We start from the raw sequence: 23,092 nt of genomic DNA, 5'->3' as shown, positions 1-23,092 counted from the left end.
GATTACTCAAAATTTTAATAGTCAATATCACCATTCATGAAAAAATCAAAAACACTATATTCTATATTAGATCTGGCTTTAGTTTCTAAAAACCATACTTTAAAACAAACCTTCAATAACACATTAAAACTTGCTAAAAGTGCTGAGAAATCAGGCTACACACGCTATTGGTTAGCAGAACATCATAACTCAGAAAACATTGGAAGCAGTGCAACATCGGTTTTAATTGGTTACGTTGCACAAGGTACCGAAACAATTCGTGTAGGTTCTGGAGGTATTATGCTACCAAACCATTCCCCATTAATTATAGCCGAACAATTTGGTACTTTGGCATCGCTTTATCCAAACAGAATCGATTTAGGTTTAGGAAGAGCTCCAGGAACTGATAGGGAAACAGCTGAAGCTATTCGTTCAGATTTTATGCAAGCCGCTCATGCCTTTCCAGATGAATTAGAAAGCATACAAACCTATTTTTCTGTAGAAAATAAAACATCAAAGGTACGCGCCACAGTTGCAGAAGGTGTGGATGTCCCTATCTACATATTGGGTTCCAGTACTGAAAGTGCCAATTTAGCGGCCAAAAAAGGCTTGCCTTATGCCTTTGCCAGTCATTTTGCAACAACTCATTTATGGAATGCTTTAGATATTTATCGTAAAACTTTTAAACCTTCGGAAGATTTAAAAGAACCTTATGTTATAACTGGTATTAACGTTATTGTTGCCGATACAGATGAAGAAGCACAACGTTTATCCACTTCGTTAATTCAATTAATTCTCGGTTTATTTACAGGAAAACGAGAAGCCGTACAACCGCCAACCGAAATGTCGGACTATTTAAAGGAAGTCATGCAGCATCCACAAGTGCATCAAATGCTTAAATATTCATTTATAGGTAGTAAAGAAACCGTAAAAAAACAGGTTAAAGCGTTTATGGAGCAATCTCAAGCCGACGAACTTATTGCGGTAACAAACATATATGATATAAATGATAGGATTCGATCTTATGAATTATTTGCTGAAATTATGAAGGAATTAAATTAAATTTATTTCTTGCAACCAACTTTAATCAAAAAACAAATGAATCAATTTGATAAAATACATCAGGTAAAAAACAAGTTTACAAAAAACAATCCTATTTTTTTAAAACAAATGTTTGGCGCCACAGATGTCATACCATTATGGATTGCAGATATGGATTTTGAGGTTGCCAAACCAATACAAAAAGCATTACAAGAATTGGTTTCTCGTAATATTTATTCATATGAATTTGATACCGAAAGTATTTATAAAGTTATTTCTGAATGGAATTTTAAACGCCATCAATTAAAATTAAACCCAAAATCGTTTATTCAAGTACTCGGCGTCCTTACAGGAATAAGTGTTTTAATAAGAGAATTATCTGAAAAAGGTGATAATATCATGGTACAAACACCTGTATATCATCAATTTTTTAAAATTATAGAATCTGCCGGAAGAAACGTAATTAGCAATAAATTAAAAGTAGCAGAAGGTCAATATCAAATGGATTTTGAAGCAATTGAGAATCAAATTAAAACCTTAAATATTAGAGTAATTTTACTTTGTAACCCTCATAATCCTGTAGGTAGGGTATGGACTAATAAAGAATTACAAACATTGGTTGATATAGCAAACAAATACCATGCTACAATAATTAGCGATGAAATTCATTCTGAAATTGTATATACAAATTCAAAATTCAATAGTATAGCTTCATTAAAAAACAGTGAAAACCATATTACTGTTATTGGTTCTCCAGCTAAAACATTCGGACTGCAAAGTATTTCTAATGGTTATTTATACATTCCAAATAATAAAAAGTATAAACAAGTTAAAAGCACGGTAGATTCTTTATACATAAACCATGGAACCATACTTTCAGCACATGCTACAATGGCTGCATATACGGAAGGGGAGGCGTGGTTACGTGATTTATTGGTTTACCTTGAAAACACAATAAAATGGATTCTTAACTTTCTTGAAACGCAGTTACCGGAGGTTACAATGGTAAAACCCGAAGGGACGTACCAAATTTGGTTAGATTTTAGTAAACTAAATTTATCTGAAACAGCATTAAAATACTTAATTGTTCATCAAGCAAAATTAGGTTTAGCACCAGGCGATTGGTTTAAAGCTAGCGGTCCGCAATTTATGAGGATGAATATAGCAACGCCATTATCAAAAATTCAACAAAGTTTTTATCAATTAAAAGAAGCTATTGATATTGGTTTAGATAGGTCTTTTAACGAAGAAGAACATATTAATAAGTTTAGACCTTTTTAAGGGTTAGAATTAACTTAAAAAATACACTATAAAGTAATATACTTTACCAATTCATCCTTAAATTATGACAGGTCGGTAATTAAAAATCTAATTTTATTACCATCAGAATTATATTCGTTTCATAAATTTAAGTCTTTATAAATTAGTACTTTATAGAATTATGAAAAATACCAACCAAAAAACTTCTAAGGCAAAACAAATTTTTAGAATCGTATTATTTGTTGGAACGTTTATTTCTTTATGGTTTGTGCCTTGGATTTTAGTTAAAGCATGGATTTTACCCCTTCCGGACACCATACAGGAGCAAGTTAATCAAACTTTAAGTTATGGTTTTGATGGGGTGATTGTATATGTTGATGAATCCGGAAAGCCACCAGTAAGCTACGTTGCTGGTTGGCATAACCGAGAACTTAAAATACCTGCCAAACCTAATGCTTTATTCAAAATTGCAAGTATAAGTAAATTATATGATGCGGTAGCAATCACCAAATTAGTGAATGATAATCGTTTGTCCTTGGATAAAACGATAACCGACTATTTTCCAGAATTAAAAGGCAGAATTGAAAATGCCGAAAGCATCACTTTAAGAATGCTAGTCCAACACAGAAGTGGTATTCCTAATATAACCGATACGCCCAATTTTTGGATGAATCCACCAAAATCTAGTGAAGCAGCTCTGGAATTAATACTAGATTTACCCGCAAATTTTCAACCTAATGCAGACTACCAATATTCTAACACCAATTATTTATTACTCACTATGCTTATTGAGAAAGTTACGGGTAAACCTGTTTTTCAGTTTATTAAAGAAGTAATCTTAAATCCACTTGGTCTTAAAAACACTTATGGCTCGATTAAGGAAATAGATTTAGACCAACTAATGAGTGGTTATTATGTAGGTGTTGAAGAAGATATAAAAACAACAGACTATGGTTCTATGGTTGCTACTGCATCCGATGTAGGTGTTTTTTTAAGAGCTTTAAATGATGGTTCCTTACTGAATAAAAATGAACAAGAAATTTATGCTTCAATTTATGAATATAATCATGGTGGCCTAATTCCAGGTTACCAGAGTATGGCAGAATATCATGGAGATATTGATGCGGTTGTTATTCAATTTATGAATACGACTGATTTTGAAGGTTATCAATGGAACTTATTACAGATAACACATAATCGTGTTGTTAAAATTTTACGTAAATTGAAGGACCAATAACACAGAAATAATAACATTCACAGTTTTAATTTAATTTAAAAAGTGAAACAATTTTAGGAGTTCATCGTCTTAATTTAAAATAATTCAATCAAAAAAAATTATAGTCATGTCCGTTTTAGTAGTAGGTGCAAGTGGTGCGACCGGAAGCCAATTAGTTAATCATCTTTTAACACAAAAACACAAAGTAAAAGTAATTGTAAGATCACCAGAAAAGTTGCCAAAGTCATGGAAAACTAATGATAACTTACAAATTATCTCTGCAAATATTTTAGACTTAAGTGACAAAGAAATGCATGACATTGTTCAAGATTGTCAAGCAGTTGCTTCTTGTCTTGGTCATAATTTAACTTGGAAAGGTGTTTATGGGCACCCAAGAAAACTAGTTACAGATGCAACGCGTCGATTATGCAATGCAATAAAATCAAATAATCCCCAAACACCAATAAAGTTTGTTTTGATGAACACAACAGGAAATAGCAATCGCGACTTGAATGAACCCATTTCATTTGCACAAAAATGTGTTATTGCCATGCTTCGTTTGATATTACCGCCTCATGTAGATAATGAAAAAGCAGCAGACTATTTACGAACAGAAATTGGTCAAAATAACAATTTCATTGAATGGGTAGCTGTGCGACCAGATGGGTTAATTAATGAGGAAAAAGTAACTAGTTATGAAATTCATGTTTCTCCAACACGAAGTGCTATTTTTAATGCGGGAAAAGTAAGTCGAACTAATGTAGGTCATTTTATGGCCAAACTAATTAGTGATGATAAATTATGGGCGCAATGGAAAGGTCAAATGCCTGTAATTTATAGTAAGTCGAACATAGTTTAAATTTCTAAAATTTTAATGTCATTATTTTAAAGCAGATAAATACCGCCATCTATTTTAAAACTTTAATTATCAAATATTCAATTCTTACAACAGAAAGCAAAATTAATAATGAATCAATCACTGGCTAATCCATTATTAAAAATGTACTATAATGTACCGCGTTATGTAACTTGAGCTTTGGTTAAAAGCAGGGCAGTGCGTTAAGAAATAGTCCAGTGGACTATTTTAGCGAATGAGCCAGGTGGCGCTTAGGCATACATCATTTTCTTTATTTTTTTCTTCTATAATTTTTCTCTACGATGTTAATGGAACACTCTTTTTACGTAACGACGATAGAAGCGTAGTGAATGTATGTGGAATGGCTTATAAATGTTAAAAACTTTGTTTGACTTTACGGTTTTCCCTCATATTTTATCGTACAATATTTTGTAGATTTATTCTCTCCCTATAATTTATAAGATTAATCAAAAAATAAATATTTTTTGAACTATCGATTTTTGTAGTTCTTCAAAGAAATATTTATTCATTTATCGAATTTTTAAAAATATGACAACGGCAAATACACAGAGAGAATTAATTGACTACTTATGGGAATGGGCTGAATCTAAAGGTCTTTGGGCAAAACTCCTAGTGCAAAAAATAACAACAACACAGGCTCATTTGGCACAGGATGAAAAACAAGAAATTTTTGATTACTACATACAGGGAATTGGATTTCAATTTGACCCTCCATTGCCTCCAATAAACATAAATAAGCCAACTTTTACACCACCAACCAAGGAGGTTTTGCTTACAAAATTATCTGAAATTAAAGGAGTAAATATGTTGGCTGAAGACCAAGTAATGGAATTTAGTCCGAATATAACTGTAGTATATGGAAATAATGGTGTTGGAAAAACAGGCTACAGTCGTATTCTCAAGGCTCAAGGTTATAGCTTTGATAGTAATATTGACATTCTTTCCAACGTTCATAAAACACAAGTTGGACAACGTGCTAAAATAGAATTTATTTCAGATGGAAATCCATACAGCATTGATTGGAAAGGTGAAATTTTTTCATCAGATTTAAATGCTGTTTCTGTTTTCAATAGTGACTGCGTAAATATATCTCTATCAAATACTCGTGAATTATTAGTTACACCAAAAGGATTTTATCTTTTTTCTTTAATAACAAATGAGTTAGGAGCATTGAGTACAATGCATACCCAACAATACACTCTATATCCTATAAATCTACCTTGGATTGAACAGCTTAATGAAGGAAGTCCACAGAAGACGTTTATAGACTCGTTAGCTCATAATTCTGATAAGCAAAAACTTGAGGAGCTTTCTTTGTTTACTGAAGAGAATCAGGTCAAATTAAGGAATAAAGAAGATGAGTTAAAAAAGCTTAATAAATCAACACTTGAAGCTCAAGTAAAAAACATCAACCTTATCCTGTCTGAATTAACAGGAATAATTGCAACTGTAAAACACATACAATCAAATCTAACAAAAAATGATTGGTATAACATAATAAATTATAATGCTGCTTTAAAAGTATTAAGAGCTAAAACCCAAAAAGGTATTGCAGGATTAGCAGAAGCAAATGGCTTGGAGCAATTTGACACGGTTGAGTTTAAAGCGTTTTTGAAGTCTGCTGATTCATATATTAAATTAATTGCTAAAGAAAATTATCCTAATAATGAAGATGATTCTTGTGTGTATTGCAAACAGGATTTGCAAGATGAAAAAGCGCGAAACTTGGTTGAAAGCTACAGCAAAATATTGAATGACACTACTGAAGACGAAATTTCTAAATTTGAAAAACTCAAAAATGTTATTAGTGAACGAGTTCATTTGTTGTCTGATACAATTGTGTTTCATCAACCGGCTTTTGGCTTATTGGAAGATAATTCAGTTATGCAACCAAAAGAAATTATCGAGCTCAACTCAAAAGTTAAACTGTATAAAGGTCATATAGTCAATAACACAGTTAATTCGGAGATTGAGTTTGAAATAAACTATGTGTCGACAATTAAATTTTTAGAGAATAAACAAACAGAATTTACTACTTCCAAAGCATCATTGATTAAAGCATTAGCAAATTTAGAGACATTCGAATCGAAGCTTAAAAAAGAAATAGCTGAATTAAAGGATAGAAAACTCTTGTTCGAACATAAAAAGGAAGTAATTACTTGTATATCTAATTTGTTCGCAAAAAAATTACTTGATGACAATAAAATTCAATTTAATACAGCTTCCTTAAGCGCAAAAACAACTCAAGCACGTGAAGAGCTTGTGGCTCAAGACTTTCAAGATAAGTTTGCAGCTGAATTGACAGGATTTAGAAAACAACATCTCGGTGTGAGTGTTGGTTTTTTTTCTCAACAAGGTAGTTCAAGAATAAGACAAAATATTGGTCAATTCGACATAAATAAAGTATTAAGTGAAGGAGAACAAAAAACTATAGCTCTTTGTGAATTTTTAACCGAGTTACAACTAGACACGACAGTAGCTCCAGTTGTCTTTGACGACCCAGTAAATTCTCTCGACCACAATATTATGCAGGATGTGGCAAAAAGATTAGTTGATTTGTCAAAAGAAAGGCAAGTTGTTGTATTTACACATAATGTCCTTTTTTACAATGCATTTTTTGCTTTAGAAAGCCACGTTTTGTATAAAGGTAATACTAATTTTAAGTTTTATAGAGTAAATACTGATGGTGTCAATACTGGTCTTTTGTCTGATGGTACACCAATCAATAAATTGAGAACATATACCAGTAAACTTAATTCAATCTGTAATAATGGATTAGAAGGTCGTAATGAAAACGAAGTTGCAGCTGAAGGTTATGACTATTTGCGCACAGGATTAGAGCTATTAGTTTCTAATTCAATTTTTCAAGAAATAGTTGGGAGATACAGAAATAACATTATGATGACCAAATTTCCTGCAGTAAAAGGAGATATGATAGAAAAGCATAAAGCTGAAATAGACGGAATGTTTGTACGTGCTAGTGGATTTATTAGAGCTCATAGTCATCCAGAAGAACACCACTCTCCACCTACGATGAATGATTTAAAAGCTGATTACGAACGATTTAAAGCTATAGAAAATGATTTTAAATAAAAGGAACTGATTACAAGCTAAATTAAAAATGAAAAACGAAACTCAAATAAAATGCCCTAATTGTGGAACGTTAATAGATCTATGATTATGTCAAATATCGCTCCAAAGCGCTATTCCGCTAATTGTTATAAAATGTACTATAATTAATATTATGTAAAATAGAAAATATTTAAACTTCTTATTATCAGTTTGTTATAAATTATTTTATTTTTTTTAGGTCTAAATAAAATCTATATCCTCTTTTCCTTCGTAATTATTATTAAACCCAAAAAAAATTAAATTATGAAAAAAGTATCCTTAGTATTACTATCAACCATTTTATTGTCGGCTTGTGTATCCAAGAAAAAATACGTGGCTTTAGAACATGAAAATGGCGAAATAAAAAGTGCTTTAACAAAAACACAATTTGAAAAAGAAGAATTAGAAACTAAGTTTGCTAAAATTGAAGCGCGTGTTGAAGCTTACAATACTAAAATAAATACCTTAACGGCAGAAAACGATGTAAAAATGGAAACTGTTGGCGATGTGGCCGTAATTTCTAACGAAACTAAAAAACACATGCGCAACACCTTAACTAAGGTTGACCAAAATAAATTAAGACAAGCTTCTACCCTTAAAGATTCTATGAATTTAGCTGTATCTTACAACTTACAAAAATCTTTAGATAATAGCACTCTTAACGAAGATGATGATATTGCTATCGATATAGACGAAACTGTTGTAATGATTTCAATTTCAGATAAACTATTATTTAATACTGCCAGCTATCGAATTAGTAGCAAAGCGAATAGCATTCTTCAAAAATTAGCAAATGTTATTAATTCTGAACCTAGTATTGAGGTTATGGTTGAAGGCCATACCGATTCTAGATCCATAAGCACCGATAAAATAGCCGATAACTGGGATTTAAGTGTGCTTCGTGCTACTTCGGTTGTTAGAGCGCTTCAAAATAAATATAATGTGGCACCAGAAAAACTAATTGCCTCAGGTAGAAGTAGCTACTTACCTGTTGCTGGTAATGATACTAAAGAAGATAGATCAAAAAACCGTAGAACACGCATCGTTATTTTACCAAATATCAATAAATTCTTTGCCCTTATGGCTTCGAATGAATAAAATATTCCCTCTTAATTAATCCATGAAAAAAGACTGTCATTACAATTAATGGCAGTCTTTTTCTTTTTAATTTTGGGCAATAAAAAGGTAATTCTTTATAGGTTTATTTTTTAAATTTGATGTGCTATTTGGCTCTGTAAATTTGCTGGTACTGGTTCATAACATGAAAATTTGGACTTAAAAGTAGCTTTTCCTTGTGTTATACTTCGTAAATCGCTGGAATACCCAAACAATTCTGCTACAGGCACTTGGCATTTTAAAATCTGACAGTTGTCACCATTTTCAAAGCCTTGAATAATAGAGCGTCTGGCTTGTAAATCGGTCATAACATTTCCTAACATTTCTTCAGGAACATTCACAATTACCTCATTTACGGGTTCTAATAATTTCGGATTGGCTTTCATAAAAGCTTCTTTAAAGGCATGAGCCGATGCTATTTTAAACGATATATCGTTAGAATCTACAGCATGCATTTTTCCATCGTAAACCATTACACGCACATCGCGTATGTAGGAATTTGTTAATGGGCCAGATTCCATAACTTCCAATATACCTTTTAGTACACTTGGTAAATACCGACTATCAATAACGCCACCAACAATGCAGTTGTAAAACACTAATGTGCCTCCCCAATCTAAATCTATAACTTCTTTTCCTCTTATATTAAATCCTTCCGGTTCTGGCATGCCTTCAAACCAAGGTTCAATTTTTAAATGTACCTGGGCAAATTGTCCAGCTCCACCCGATTGTTTTTTGTGTCGGTAGCTTGCTGTTGACGCTTTTTGAATGGTTTCCCTATAAGCTGTTTTTGGTTTGCTAAATTCAGCTTCAACACCATATACGTTTTTAAGTGTCCAATCAATAGTTGCCAGATGCAGTTCACCCTGACAACCTAAAAGCAATTCTTTAGTTTCTCTTGAAAACGACACCACAACGGTTGGATCCTGATCATGGATTTTCTTTAAAGCTTCATTAAGTTTTTCGTCTTCATTAGCGGATTGTGTTTTAACTGTTTTGGTGATTCTTGGCTCTGGATAATTAATACCTTTAAGTGTAATCTGGTCTTTTCCACTGTAAAGTGTATCGTTGGTATCGGTATATTTTAATTTTAAGGTGGCGCCAATATCGCCTACAACTAATTTATTAACGGGGTTCCTGTCTTTACCATCCATAATAAAAAGTTGATTGATGGTCTCTGTTTCAGCATTTCTGGAATTTATTAGCTTGTCATTCAAATTTACCTCTCCCGATTTTACTTTGAAAAAAGTAACTTGACCTAAATTTGGTTGGTAGAGCGTTTTAAACACAAATAAAGATGTTGGCTCTTCTTTTTTAGGGTACAGCTCCTGCCCTTCTATAGTTAATTCTGGTTTTAAATGGATGGCAGCGGGTGCTAAATTGTCTATAAACCCCATAAGTCTGCCAGTTCCCATATCGTTTAAAGCCGATACGCAAAACACAGGAAACAACTCGTGGTTCAACATACCTGCTTTAATGCCTTTGCGCATTTCATCTTCGTTAAGCGTGCCTTTTTCAAAAAATAATTCGAGTAATTCATCATCGTTTTCAGCCGCTTTTTCAACCAATTCATTATGTAAGGAATTAGCAAGTTCGGCGTATGTTTTTGGAATGGCTAATTTTTCTGGTTTTCCACCTTCCGGTTTAAATTTGTATAGTTTCATTTTTAGAACATCTATAATGCCCTGCGCCCCATCAATTTTTACAGGAAACTGAATTTTAACCGCATGATTTCCAACTAATTTGTTAATACCTTTATAACTTTCCTCAAAATTTAAATTTGGGTGATCTATTTGATTAATAACAAATAAAGAGGCTTTGCGATAGGAATCAATGTAATTCCAAATAATTTCGGTACCTACTTCCACGCCTTGCCTACCGTTTACCACTGTAACAACAGTATCAGCAACACTTAGGGAAGCTATAATTTCCCCGATAAAGTCGTCTAAACCAGGTGTATCTATAATATTTATTTTATAATTACGCCACTCGGTATGAAGCGGAGTGGCGTAAATTGAAGCGTTGCGTTCATGTTCTATGTCTTGGTAATCTGAAACGGTATTTTTTGTTTCTACCGTGCCACGTCTGTTAATTAAACCAGCTTCGAATAACATGGTTTCAGATAATGTTGTTTTACCGCTGTGGTGTGCACCTACCAACACAATATTTTTTATGTGCTTTTCGTCAAATACTTTCATGGTTTAAGTTTAGTTGTTGAATAACTAAAGCTACCATTTACATGGGATAAAAAAAATGACTTAAGTCAGTTAAACATCCCATTAATACAAGTGAAAAACAATAAGTTTAACTTTAATTTAATTGTTTTTAATAGTAGTAACCGCGTTTGAAGGCTTATATTTGCACTCATTTTTATAATGTGTAATTAAGCAATGAAATCCAATCCAAAAAATAAAACTAAATCAGAAAAAAAACGCTGGAAGTTACTGCACCAGTATTATAGTTATACTGGGTTTTATGATTTTGTTTGGAAAGCTGTTAAAAGTGCTTTGCCATTTATTATAATTATTGTAGCTGCGGTATATGTTGTAAATCATTTTTACGATATTAATAAAGCTTTAGTTCATCTTACAGAGGTGCTGCCAGTGTATGGTGTTTTAGCTTTTTTCTTTCTTTCTGAAACCTTTCTAGGTTTGGTTCCACCCGAAATATTTATTGCTTGGGCAGGTAAAATGTATGCGCCGTGGTTATATTTAACTGTATTGGCTTTACTTTCTTATTCGGGAGGCCTGGTATCTTATTATATAGGTTATATTATTACTAAAATACCACGTGTACATAACTATCTGGAAGTAAAAATGGCTAAACAGTTAAAAAACTCTAAAAAATGGGGCGGTTTTTTAATTGTGGTTGGTGCTTTATTACCGCTACCTTTTTCAATTTCTTGTATGGCAGCAGGTATTATAAATTTTCCGTTTAAAAATGTGGTAACTTATGGCTCATTACGCCTTTTGCGTTTTTTAATTTACGGAATTGTAATTTTTCACGCCTTTTAAATTATCCATAATTATATTGGTATTTATATCTTGTTACTAATTTTTCAAATTAATTATTTTTAAATATGTTTTCATTTCTTAATATTTTTAGAATAACAGCCTTATTAGAAGGTGTGTCTTATATCCTGCTATTATTTATTGCTACGCCTTTAAAGCATTTATTTGATCAACCTCAATATGTAAAAATGTTGGGGATGCCACATGGGATTCTATTTATTGGTTATGTGATTATGGCATTTATGCTGAAAAATGAACTTAAATGGAATATAAAACAGTTTGCTGAAATTTTGTTGGCGTCTATTATTCCGTTTGGCACATTTTATATTGAAAAAAAATATTTAAAGCCTTTAAGGAATGGATAAAATAAAACATTTTATTTTTGATCACCTTATCAGTATAGGAATTAGCGAAACTACGGCTGTTTACCTAAACATGCTAGGATTGCTACTTTCATTGCTAATTATCATTTTTGTTATTGATTTTGTTATTAGGAAGGTTTTAATTGGTGTGTTTTCTCAATTTGCTTCAAAATCGAAAACAAACTTTGATGATCTTTTAGTAAAGAATAAAGTGCCTAGAAATATTGCGCACATCACACCTTTGTTGGTTGCTCTAGAGTTTATCTCGGATGTGTTTTATGACTTTCCAAATTTTGAAATGGTTGTAGAGCGCGGATTAAAAGTTTTCGCAATTATTTTAACCTTATGGATTGTTCGTAGTATTTTAAATACTCTAAAAGACTATTTTAAGACTTTACCTAATTTAAAAGACAAACCAATTGATAGTTACATTCAAGTATTCATGATTTTTGCATGGGTAGTTGGTGTTTTTTCTGCAATTGCCTTAATTACTAAAACGCCGTTTGTCCATTTTATTACAGGTTTAGGAGCTGCTTCGGCCATTATCATCTTAATTTTTAAAGATACCATACTAGGATTTGTAGCTAGTATTCAAGTGTCTATAAATGATATGGTACGTATTGGCGACTGGATCACTTTTGAAAAATACGGTGCCGATGGTGATGTTATTGAAATTAACTTAGCAACAGTGAAAGTTCAGAATTTCGATAAGACTATTACAACTATACCAACTTATGCTCTAATTTCTGATTCGTTTAAGAATTGGAGAGGAATGACCAGTTCTGAAGGTAGACGTATAAAACGTGCTCTTTTTATAAAACAAAGTGGTGTAAAATACCTATCGGAAGAAGCTGTAGAAAAATTAAAAGGAATTCAATTAATTACTTCATATCTAGAAACGAGACAATCAGATATTAATAATTATAATAAATCGAACGAGATTAATAAAGAATTATTACTTAACGGAAGAAATCTTACTAATTTAGGGGTTTTTCGAAAATATATTGATTCCTATTTAAAACATCATTCAGCTATCAATAAAGATATGATGATTATGGCGAGACAGTTAGCTCCCACAACTCAAGGTATCCCTTTAGAAATTTATGCCTTTAGTTCTGATAAACGTTGGGAAAACTATGAATATATCATGTCGGATATCTTCGATCATTTAATTGCAGCACTCCCCTACTTTGATTTAGAGATTTTTGAACTACCTAGTGGAGGGCATTTTATTGAAAACAAAGATTAATTAATGAGTAGTTTTTAGCTTTTAAGCACTTTTGAATATCAAAAGATTGAATAAACTTTAAAATTATCCAAACTTACACGATTCATAGTTGTGCGTAACCCATAATAGCCTGATACAAAAGGAGCTTCATCATAAAAATTAAAAACCAATTGATTATTTCGGTAAAACTGAACGATGCCCTTGTAGTTAATAATCTTTATATGATTTACTGTATTACCTGTTAATAAATATTCCTTAGAATTCAAATCATGTTCGGGTAAAAGCGGTCTAGATCCGTCACCAGGATATCTTCTAAGTCTGGTAGTGGAATTATTTCTACCACCAAAGCCTACATAATACAGTTTGAGGTAATTATAATCACCTAAAGAACCTTTTTGTTTATATATGTTTGCATGGAAGTTCTCAGGATTTTGTGGATCAGATGCCATCCAAAAACAATTCAAATCGGAAACTCGATCATTTGCTCCATTTGCATCAATCACTACCGCATCATACTCGATAATAAGCGGTCCATTCAGCTTTTTATCAAACCATACCGTACTTCCTCTTTTGGTATCTACCTCTAGTTTTTCATTTTTTATATAAACAGAACTTCCAGGTTCTTCAAACTGCGCTATCCAGTTTGAAAGATTACCACTAAAATCATCAGTGTATAATAATTTAGCCTTAACGGTTAAAGTGTCATTTATAATTACGGTTTTTATTTCTTGTGCTGATACTTTCAGCAAGCATATAATGGCTAAAAAAAAGATGTTGTTTATCTTCATGATAAATAGGCTTTATATTTTTTCTACAGTTTAAACTTAATTTATTTTTTAGTTAATATGATGATTTTTTTCTTTTTTATGCAATGTAGTAAGGCTAGTAAGTGAAATATAAAAAAGAAAAAGCGTGAATTCTACAATGAACTCACGCTTTTTCTTTTTAGTTAATCAATTTTTATTTTGGATCTAAAATCTGATTAATACGTTCTAAACAATCTTTATAATGATATTTAGTAACCGTATTTAATGGACGATTGGAAGCTACTGATAATGTCTGTTTCAATACATTTAATTCTCCTCTCACCAAAGCTTTTACATCCGATTCTGTGTTTGCTTTCTCATTTAATAAGTAAGACATGCGTTCAATATAAACACGTTGTAAATTTCTACGATAAATATCTATATTTTTATCTGTATTTGCTTCACTCCAAATTCCTAATCGTGTGTCTTTCAACAATTCCAAAGCCGTGTAATTATTTTTATCTATAGCTTCATGATCTATCAAACGACCAAAAGTTTCAAAACTTAATAAATTATTTAAAACTCTTTTTTGAATTGCTCCTAAGCGTTCAGTATATCCTGCATAGTCAATACGTGTTAATAATTCTTTAGAAATCAACCAGTAAGGAGTTTCAAAGGTGTTATTATGCAACCATTGTACAGATTGTTTTTGTAAATCCTTAGGCACGGCTTTATATGGAATACCATCTTGATCCGGGTTAATAAAGCTTTCATAAACACCGCCAACATTTGTTACTACATGACCTATATAACGACTCCAAGTTCCTAATAATTCACTATACAATTCTTCTAAATCCTCGTAATTATTAGTCTCATCGCTAGTCCATTCTGGCAAATGTTCAGTAACATACTTTAAATTTTTAAGCGCATAGTCACCAGCTTTTAAGGCATCGTTTCCAATATCTTCTGTTTGCGATGTTGGATCAAAAGTGCTGCTTTGTTTCCCATAAATAAACCTTGGATCGCCAGCTTTTTCAATAATCCAGGCATTTAATGTATCTAATTCTTTTTCAGGTGTATCTGCTTCTGGAATTATTCGATAACCCCAATTAATTGCATAGTCATCATAAGGTCCCAGTTTTCTTATAAATCGAATGTTTTTATCACCAGGTTGCGCTATATAATTATATCGAGCATAATCCATGATGGTTGAAGCAATACCATTTTCTTGAGTAAAATCTCCATCTCTGTAGCTTTCAACATCGTAAGCTTTACTAGCACTCATATTATGTGGTAATCCTAAGGTATGACCCACTTCATGCGCTATTACCATTTTCATCATTTCTCCAATCTCTTCAGCCGGTGTATTCAGGGTTCTGGCCGATGGATTGGCGGCACCCGTTTCTATTAAATAACGATTTCTATAAGAGCGTAAGTGGTTATGATACCAAATAATATCACTTTCAATTATTTCTCCAGTTCTTGGGTCTGAAACACTTGGCCCACTAGCATTTCTAGTAGTACTAGCAACATATCTAATTACAGAATAACGAATATCTTCTGGGCTAAAATCAGGATCTTCTTCCTTGGTTGGTGGGTATTTTGCGATAATGGCATTTTTAAAACCGGCTTTCTCAAATGGTTTTTGCCATAATTCTACACCTTCTTTTATATACTTACGTAAATTTTCAGGAGTTGCAGGATCTAAATAATACACAATAGGTTTTATGGGTTCTACAAGCTCTCCTCTTGCATAAGCTTCAGGATCTTTGGGTTCTAAACGCCATTTACGAATGTAAGTTTTGGTATCTGCTTTAAGTTCTTCACTTCCATAGTCAATTTGGTTCATAGTAAACCAACCCACTCGTTTATCAGCATATCGGCGCTGCATCGGTTTTTCAGGTAATAAAATCATGGACTGATTCATTTGAAGACTAATAGTTTCTGCACTTTTAAAAGAAGGTGGTTCGGAAGCGTTATATGTGAAATCTTGAACAACTTCTATATTTTGAGGAAAACTTTTTACTGAATTTATAAAACTACGTGATTCATCTAAATTTTTAACTTTATAAGTGGTGCGCATTTTGGATGAGAGACCACTAATAGCTTTTACATCTGTTGAATAAAATTTAGTAACATCAATAACTATAGCAGAAGTATCGTTACTAAAAGCAAGAATATCGAAGGCATAAAGTGTAGGTTCATAATTGTTAGATTTTACCGAAATATTAATAGGTAATTCCTCATTAGCTACAGCACTATATGATTTCTCCTTTAATAAAATTTTATTTTCAAACCATTCCCATGCTACTAAGCGTGTATCAGTTTCAGTACCCGCATTTACATAACCATTCCCTAAATTTGGAGGTAATTTAGAAATGCGACTTACTAAAAGCATGTCTTTGTTTAAGTAGTCTTTTGGTATTTCAAAATAATAAGAATCTCCTATTTTATGGGTTTTAAATAAACCATCGTCCGTAACGGCTTCTTCAGTAATTACTTTGTCGTAAGGTTTAATTTTAGACTCTTTTTTCTTTTCAACTGGTTTCGGTGCTTCAACTTCAGTTTTTTTATTTTTATCTCTTTTTGTTTGAGCTTGAACTGAAACTGAAAGCAAACATGTTAATAATACTAAAATAGGTAGTAATCCTTTTTTCATATATTAGATTTTAATTAATAAATAACTAAATTAAATAATAATCAGAACTAAATAAGTTTTTCACAAAACTTTAGTATACGATTTAATTATTAGAATAAAAAAAGGATTCAATATTAGCTATTGAATCCTTTAACTTAAGGTCTGTTTAGTTTAGAAGTTTTGGTTTTAAAGTTCTATGCTGGTTTTAACTTGAATAAATCTATACTTAAAATATGATTTTTATAATCGACTATAATGTTATTTTTTGAAACATTATATGGTAATCGAAATATTTTCTTAAAAAAAGCCGAAGCATAACAATACTTGTGTTTTGTTGTACTGCCTTCAGTTTTTTTATTTGCATCAGGCACACTACTTCTATCTGTAGTTAACACTAAGGCATTATTTTTAGTTACATAATAATTAAAATCATCTTTAACGTAACCAACTATATCCAATTCTAAATGATAACCATCTTCAGTTTCTGTTAAACGAACGTCCGACGAATTAGAATCATTTCTATAATTGTAATTTCTACTCTTATTTAATTTTGCCGTAGAATTAGCAATACGATTGTTATTAATGCGAGGGAACATAATATTATAATTTAAAAGTGAATCTAGACTACTCTAGGAAGAAATGACAAACCATCAGGGCATGCCCCTTAGTTACGGATCTTTTTTTTAGAACCTCGGTTCGTATTTAATAGGTAAAATACGAGGTAAGTATTTGGTTATCCTAAAGTTACAAAATAAAAATGATTTAAAAAATTTTTATAAAAAAAACAATAAAATTTTTACACTTTTTTTCTTTCAACCTTTATAAATGTCATTTTAACTTCATTTATGGTTCTTTAATTTGTAAACAATCATCAAACCGCCCCGATATGGAAGAAATTCACCACTTTTATTATAATGTCGTACACCATCAGAGCGTTCACCTGTATCTAAAAAATAACCTTTATAGTGACCTTGTTGGCTTCCTCCTCCTAAAAAAGCTTCAAGGTTCCATCTTTCATTCAATTCAAATTGATAACCAATTGTAGCACCTAAAAACACACTATAACCTTCCTGATAACTATTGGTTTGATTCCATTTTTGTAATTTAAACTTAGCACCACCAATATGCGCACCAACATAAAACCCCAATCCTGCTTGTTTTGTATAATACCTAAACTCTGGAAATATTTGACCAAATTTATAAGGCACTCCATTAATAGTCCAAAATGATGCCGCAACATCTAACTGAAAAGTTGTTTTCTTTCCTAACTCGAATTCAACACCAAAATTTGGAATACCAACTAAAGTAGTAATAGCATTGCCTTTAAAACTAGTTTGGGATGTTATAAACAATGGAAATAAAATTATTAACCCAATAAGTAAGGTGGATTTAATAAGGTAGGTTGGTTTAGATAGAATCATAAGTCTAATAAGTTGTTATAAAAAAGGGATTCAATAAATTTTTATTGAATCCCTTTACCTAATAATGAATGTTATAATTTAAATGTTTTTAGCTAACCAATCACCTACCTCTGTAGTACCATATGCTTTTCCTCCATCGGCTAAATCTTCTGTAACTATACCTTCAGCCAAGGCCTTATTTACTGCATCTCTAATTACTTTACCTTCTTCGTGTAAACCAAACGCCATTTCAAACATCATGGCTGCTGATAAAACTGTAGCCATTGGATTTGCTATATTTTTACCAGTAGCTTGTGGATACGAACCATGAATTGGTTCAAATAATTGATTTTCAGTACCTACAGATGCCGACGGCATTAAGCCCATAGAACCAGAAATTACCGAGGCTTCATCTGTTAAAATATCACCGAAAAGATTTTCAGTGATTAACACATCGTAGCTATTTGGCCATTGTACTAAACGCATTGCAACAGCATCAACAAATTCATAAGAAACCGTTACTTCCGGATAGTCTTTTTCCATTGCTTGTACAGTCTCTCTCCATAAACGCGACGTTTCTAAAACATTAGCTTTGTCAACACAACATAATTTTTTATTACGTGTCATTGCTAATTCAAATCCTTTTTTCGCCAAACGCTGTACTTCTTCTCTTGTGTAAACGCAGTTATCAAAAGCAGTGTCCCCACCATCCCTTCTACCTTTTTCTCCAAAGTAAATTCCACCAGTTAACTCACGTAAAAACACTAAATCAGTGCCTTCAATACGCTCTCTTTTTAAAGGTGATTTTTCTAATAAAGACGGAAATGTAAAGGTTGGTCTTACGTTAGCAAATAAACCAAGTTTTTTACGCATTTTTAGCAAACCTTGCTCAGGACGTACCGGAGCAGAAGGATCATTATCATATTTTGGATGTCCTATGGCTCCAAATAAAACAGCATCCGAAGCTAAACATATCTCGTGTGTTGCATCTGGGTAAGGTTCTCCTACTGCATCAATAGCTGCAGCACCAGTTAAAGCTGGTTTCCAAGTTATTTCGTGTCCAAATTTTTTAGCAACAGCATCACTTACTTTTACGGCCTGTTCAATTACTTCAGGTCCGATGCCATCACCTGCTAAAAGTGCTATATTAAATTTCATTTTATATTTGTTTTTAATCTTTATATATAATTTATTATGCGTTACCTAAGGCTTGAGTAATTCGTTACAAGTCCTCGCTTTTTAGCAACTGTGGATTTTCCACTGCAAACTATAACGCAAATCTTAATTACTTTTAAATTCTCAATTTTTAAATTGTAATTATATTCAACATTTTTTCCGTAGCCTTAATTGCAGATACGGTTTGATCCGAATCTAAGCCACGTGTTTTAAATTCTTTTTCCGGACTTTTCCAGGTTATTATGGTTTCGCATAATGCATCCGAATGACTTCCAGGTGGTATTCTTACCGCATAATCTATTAAATCTGGTAACACCATTTTTTTACTGATATAAATACTTCTCAAAGCATTCATAAATGCATCAAATTGTCCGTCACCTTGCGCATTTTGTTCAAATGTTTCGCCATTAATTGAAATTGACACAGTGGTTGAAGGTTTTAAACCTTTCGCATGCGTTAATACATACGAGTTTACCTTTACTTTTTCTTCATAGGAATAACTATCCAATACATCAGAAATAATATAAGGTAAATCTTCCTTAGTAACCACTTCTTTTTTATCACCCAATTCAATAATACGTTGGGTTACTTTCTTTAAATCTTCATCCTTAAGTGAAAGCCCTAATTCCTGTAAGTTCTTTTGGATGTTGGCTTTTCCAGACGATTTGCCTAAAGCATATTTTCGGGTTCTTCCAAAACGCTCAGGCATTAAATCACTGAAATACAAATTATTTTTATTATCACCATCTGCGTGAATTCCAGCAGTTTGCGTGAATACATTAGCTCCAATAATAGGTTTATTTGCTGGAATCATAATTCCAGAGAAGTTTTCAACCAATTTACTTACGGTGTATAAAAACTTTTCATTCACACCTATTTTAACGTTAGGCATGAAATCATTGATTACAGCAACAGTACTTCCCATAGGTGCATTTCCTGCGCGTTCGCCCATACCATTTACTGTTAAGTGCAACCCATCGGCTCCTGCATTTAACGCAGCCATAACATTGGCAACTCCTAAATCATAATCGTTGTGCGCATGAAAATCAAAATGCAAATTCGGATATTTATCCTTTATTGATTTTATAAAATCAAAAGATTCAGATGGTGTTAAAACGCCTAAAGTATCTGGAAGCATGATACGCTTCACAGGTTGAGTATTCAAAAATGCTAAAAATTCAAAAACGTAGTCCTTAGAATTTCGCATCCCGTTACTCCAGTCTTCTAAATAAATATTGGTTTCAATATTATGCTTTTTAGCCAAGGAAATAGTTTCTAATATTTCCTCAAAATGCTGACTGGGAGTCTTTTTAAGTTGATAAGTTAAATGATTTAATGAACCTTTAGTTAACAGGTTTTGAACTTTAGCTCCTGCTTCTAACATCCAATTAATAGAAACGCCTTTATCTACGAAAGTTAAAACTTCAACTTTATCTAGATAGTTGTTTTCTTTTGCCCAATTGGTTACGCTTAATACGGCCTGAAATTCACCTTCAGACACACGTGCCGATGCAATTTCTATTCTATCTACTTTTAATTCTTCAAGTAAAAGTTTAGCGATAGTAAGTTTTTCAGAAGCAGAAAACGACACGCCCGAGGTTTGCTCACCATCGCGCAGTGTCGTATCCATTATTTCAATGCGTTTCGGAGTCATTTATAGTAGTAAGCCGTTAGCGAACGTTTCTATTTCTCCTTTTATGTTTTGTAGATAATCAATATCATCAAAACCATTAAGCATATTTTCTTTTTTATAACTATTAATTTCAAATGATTCTTGTGCACCAGTTGATTTAATAGTAATCGTTTGATTTGGAAGATTGACTTCAATTTCTGTGTTCGGATCGTCGTAAATAGCATTGAAAATTTGCTCTGAAAATTCCGGAGACACTTGAACAGGCAATACCCCAACATTTAAACAGTTGTTTCTAAAAATATCAGCAAAGAAACTAGATACTACACAACGGAAACCGTAATCGTAAACTGCCCAAGCAGCATGCTCTCTTGAAGAACCTGAACCAAAATTTTTTCCTCCTACTAAAATTTTTCCTGAATAAATAGGATTATTCAAAACGAAGCTTTCTTTTGGAGTATTATCATTATTGTATCTCCAGTCGCGGAATAAATTATCTCCAAAACCTTCACGTTTTGTAGCTTTTAAGAAACGTGCTGGAATAATTTGATCGGTATCCACATTCTCTAATGGTAATGGAACCGCTGTACTTGTTAATATATTGAATTTATCGTATGCCATTTTTTTAAGTTTAAAGTTGAAACGTTGAAAGTTGAAAAATTTTATAATTGCCAACCTACCGATTCATTTTCAATTATTGATTTTTATTACAAAAGAGTTCTTGGGTCGGTTACTACACCTGTTACAGCAGCAGCAGCAGCTACTAACGGACTAGCAAGTAATGTTCTTGAACCAGGACCTTGACGACCTTCAAAATTTCTATTTGAAGTACTTACAGCATATTTTCCAGCTGGTACTTTATCGTCATTCATTGCTAAACATGCTGAACAACCAGGTTGTCTTAATACAAAACCAGCTTCAGTAAGTGTATCTAAAATGCCTTCTTCCTTAATTAAAGCTTCAACTTCGTGTGAACCTGGAACTAACCAAGCTGTAATATGATCCGCTTTTTTCTTACCTTTAACAATTGATGCAAAGGCACGGAAATCTTCAATTCTACCATTGGTACAGCTTCCTAAGAAAACATAGTCCACTTTCTTACCAATCATAGATTCGTTTTCACTGTAACCCATATATTCTAAAGACTTTTTGTAAGTAGCAACACCACCTTCAACTGCTTCGGCATTAGGAATGTTTTTAGAGATACCAATACCCATACCTGGATTCGTTCCGTAGGTAATCATAGGTTCAATATCACTCGCATTGAATGTTAATTCTTTATCAAATTTAGCATCAGCATCTGTTTTCAATGTTTTCCAATGTGCAACTGCTTTATCCCATTCAGCTCCCTTAAGAGATAATGGTTTGTCTTTTAAATACGCAAAAGTAGTTTCATCTGGAGCAATCATACCACCACGTGCACCCATCTCAATCGATAAGTTACAAACAGTCATACGGCCTTCCATGGTCATGTTTTCAAAAACATCACCTGCATATTCAACAAAGTATCCTGTAGCACCAGATGTTGATAATTGCGAAATGATATATAATGCCACATCTTTAGGTGTAACACCCTTACCTAATTGCCCATTAACGTTAATACGCATTTTTTTAGGCTTTGGTTGCATGATACATTGTGTTGATAATACCATTTCAACCTCTGAGGTACCTATACCAAAGGCAATAGCGCCAAAGGCTCCATGAGTTGATGTATGCGAATCACCACAAACTATCGTGGCACCAGGAAACGTAATGCCATTTTCAGGACCAACAACGTGAACAATACCATTCTTTTTATGACCAAGACCCCAATGGCTAATACCATATTCATTTGAGTTATCCTCTAATGCTTTTAATTGATTCGCAGACAAAGGATCTTCAACTGGTAAATGCTGGTTAATTGTTGGTGTATTATGGTCGGCTGTTGCAAAAGTACGCTCTGGATATAATACTTTTAAACCACGACTTTTTAATCCAAGAAATGCTACAGGACTAGTAACTTCGTGAATAAAATGACGGTCTATAAAGAACACATCCGGTCCTCCTTCAATTTTCCTTACAACATGTGAATCCCATACTTTATCAAACAATGTTTTGCTCATATTCTATTTTCTTTAATTTAAATCTCTTTTTTGATCTTGTTTTGCCAATATCTAAAGATTAGGCAAAAGGCTTGCAAAGTTACTAAAAACTAGCGTTTGTAGTAAGGATATACCAATATTTAAGATGCCTGCTTATTTATTTTTATAGTATTATTAATGGAAGCTAAAAAAACCGACAATCTTTTAAAAGAATAGCAAT

The 23,092-nt window shown here is 32.5% G+C and carries 18 protein-coding genes; 9 read left to right on the top strand and 9 right to left on the bottom strand.

Going from position 1 to position 23,092, the window contains the following annotated elements:
* The first annotated feature begins 36 nt into the window (after positions 1-36).
* The 6 genes from ABYI63_RS07345 (at position 37) to ABYI63_RS07320 (ending at position 8,582) form a co-directional block, all read left to right on the top strand.
* Positions 37-1,041 (top strand): LLM class flavin-dependent oxidoreductase, encoded by a 1,005-nt coding sequence (locus ABYI63_RS07345; protein ID WP_372755004.1) that lies wholly within the window; start codon positions 37-39, stop codon positions 1,039-1,041.
* A gap of 36 nt (positions 1,042-1,077) precedes the next feature.
* Positions 1,078-2,301 (top strand): MalY/PatB family protein, encoded by a 1,224-nt coding sequence (locus ABYI63_RS07340; RefSeq protein ID WP_372755002.1) that lies wholly within the window; start codon positions 1,078-1,080, stop codon positions 2,299-2,301.
* Between the two features lie 160 nt (positions 2,302-2,461).
* Positions 2,462-3,517 carry a serine hydrolase domain-containing protein gene (locus tag ABYI63_RS07335; RefSeq protein ID WP_372755000.1) on the top strand — a complete coding sequence of 352 codons (1,056 nt, stop codon included), beginning with the start codon at positions 2,462-2,464 and terminating at the stop codon, positions 3,515-3,517.
* A gap of 106 nt (positions 3,518-3,623) precedes the next feature.
* Positions 3,624-4,355 carry an NAD(P)-dependent oxidoreductase gene (locus ABYI63_RS07330; RefSeq protein ID WP_372754998.1) on the top strand — a complete coding sequence of 244 codons (732 nt, stop codon included), beginning with the start codon at positions 3,624-3,626 and terminating at the stop codon, positions 4,353-4,355.
* A gap of 546 nt (positions 4,356-4,901) precedes the next feature.
* A complete protein-coding gene (locus tag ABYI63_RS07325; RefSeq protein ID WP_372754996.1) occupies positions 4,902-7,466 on the top strand; it encodes an AAA family ATPase in 2,565 nt (854 codons plus the stop codon).
* A gap of 282 nt (positions 7,467-7,748) precedes the next feature.
* Entirely contained in the window at positions 7,749-8,582 is an 834-nt protein-coding gene (locus tag ABYI63_RS07320) for a flagellar motor protein MotB (RefSeq protein ID WP_372754994.1), read from the top strand.
* A gap of 110 nt (positions 8,583-8,692) precedes the next feature.
* Here the strand turns inward: ABYI63_RS07320 and ABYI63_RS07315 are convergent, their stop codons facing one another.
* Positions 8,693-10,798, bottom strand: a complete 2,106-nt coding sequence (locus tag ABYI63_RS07315; protein WP_372754992.1) for an elongation factor G — start codon at positions 10,796-10,798, stop codon at positions 8,693-8,695.
* A 192-nt stretch (positions 10,799-10,990) separates the two neighbouring features.
* Between ABYI63_RS07315 and ABYI63_RS07310 the strand changes: the two genes are divergently transcribed.
* The 3 genes from ABYI63_RS07310 to ABYI63_RS07300 all read left to right on the top strand — a co-directional run bounded on the left by ABYI63_RS07310 (position 10,991) and on the right by ABYI63_RS07300 (position 13,222).
* Positions 10,991-11,614, top strand: a complete 624-nt coding sequence (locus ABYI63_RS07310; protein ID WP_372754990.1) for a YqaA family protein — start codon at positions 10,991-10,993, stop codon at positions 11,612-11,614.
* Positions 11,615-11,679: 65 nt separating this feature from the next.
* Positions 11,680-11,976, top strand: coding sequence for a DUF3817 domain-containing protein (locus tag ABYI63_RS07305; protein ID WP_372754988.1), 297 nt, complete (start codon positions 11,680-11,682; stop codon positions 11,974-11,976).
* Positions 11,969-13,222 carry a mechanosensitive ion channel family protein gene (locus ABYI63_RS07300; RefSeq protein WP_372754986.1) on the top strand — a complete coding sequence of 418 codons (1,254 nt, stop codon included), beginning with the start codon at positions 11,969-11,971 and terminating at the stop codon, positions 13,220-13,222. Before ABYI63_RS07305 ends, ABYI63_RS07300 begins: the two co-directional genes overlap by 8 nt.
* A gap of 38 nt (positions 13,223-13,260) precedes the next feature.
* Here the strand turns inward: ABYI63_RS07300 and ABYI63_RS07295 are convergent, their stop codons facing one another.
* From ABYI63_RS07295 to leuC, 8 genes are all read right to left on the bottom strand, one after another.
* The gene (locus tag ABYI63_RS07295) at positions 13,261-13,989 is read right to left on the bottom strand and encodes a DUF6250 domain-containing protein (protein ID WP_372754984.1); all 729 of its coding nucleotides are present in this window, start codon (positions 13,987-13,989) and stop codon (positions 13,261-13,263) included.
* A 172-nt stretch (positions 13,990-14,161) separates the two neighbouring features.
* A complete protein-coding gene (locus ABYI63_RS07290) occupies positions 14,162-16,606 on the bottom strand; it encodes a zinc-dependent metalloprotease (protein ID WP_372754982.1) in 2,445 nt (814 codons plus the stop codon).
* Between the two features lie 173 nt (positions 16,607-16,779).
* Positions 16,780-17,181: an Hsp20/alpha crystallin family protein gene (locus ABYI63_RS07285; protein ID WP_372754980.1), complete on the bottom strand. Its 402-nt coding sequence runs from the start codon at positions 17,179-17,181 to the stop codon at positions 16,780-16,782.
* A 243-nt stretch (positions 17,182-17,424) separates the two neighbouring features.
* Complete coding sequence (locus tag ABYI63_RS07280) at positions 17,425-18,006, bottom strand: DUF3575 domain-containing protein (protein ID WP_372754978.1); 582 nt, start codon at positions 18,004-18,006, stop codon at positions 17,425-17,427.
* 78 nt (positions 18,007-18,084) lie between these two features.
* Positions 18,085-19,143 carry a 3-isopropylmalate dehydrogenase gene (gene leuB / locus ABYI63_RS07275; RefSeq protein WP_372754976.1) on the bottom strand — a complete coding sequence of 353 codons (1,059 nt, stop codon included), beginning with the start codon at positions 19,141-19,143 and terminating at the stop codon, positions 18,085-18,087.
* A gap of 148 nt (positions 19,144-19,291) precedes the next feature.
* Positions 19,292-20,815 (bottom strand): alpha-isopropylmalate synthase regulatory domain-containing protein, encoded by a 1,524-nt coding sequence (locus ABYI63_RS07270; RefSeq protein WP_372754974.1) that lies wholly within the window; start codon positions 20,813-20,815, stop codon positions 19,292-19,294.
* Positions 20,816-21,412, bottom strand: a complete 597-nt coding sequence (gene leuD / locus ABYI63_RS07265; protein WP_372754972.1) for a 3-isopropylmalate dehydratase small subunit — start codon at positions 21,410-21,412, stop codon at positions 20,816-20,818. It abuts the gene before it with no gap.
* An 86-nt stretch (positions 21,413-21,498) separates the two neighbouring features.
* Positions 21,499-22,893, bottom strand: a complete 1,395-nt coding sequence (gene leuC, locus ABYI63_RS07260) for a 3-isopropylmalate dehydratase large subunit (protein WP_372754970.1) — start codon at positions 22,891-22,893, stop codon at positions 21,499-21,501.
* Between the last annotated feature and the right edge of the window lie 199 nt (positions 22,894-23,092).

It is taken from the genome of Mariniflexile sp. (genome assembly GCF_041583155.1).
Lineage (GTDB): Bacteria > Bacteroidota > Bacteroidia > Flavobacteriales > Flavobacteriaceae > Mariniflexile.
Note: the sequence above shows the minus strand (reverse complement) of the source record. Positions and strands in the feature narration are given on the sequence as shown.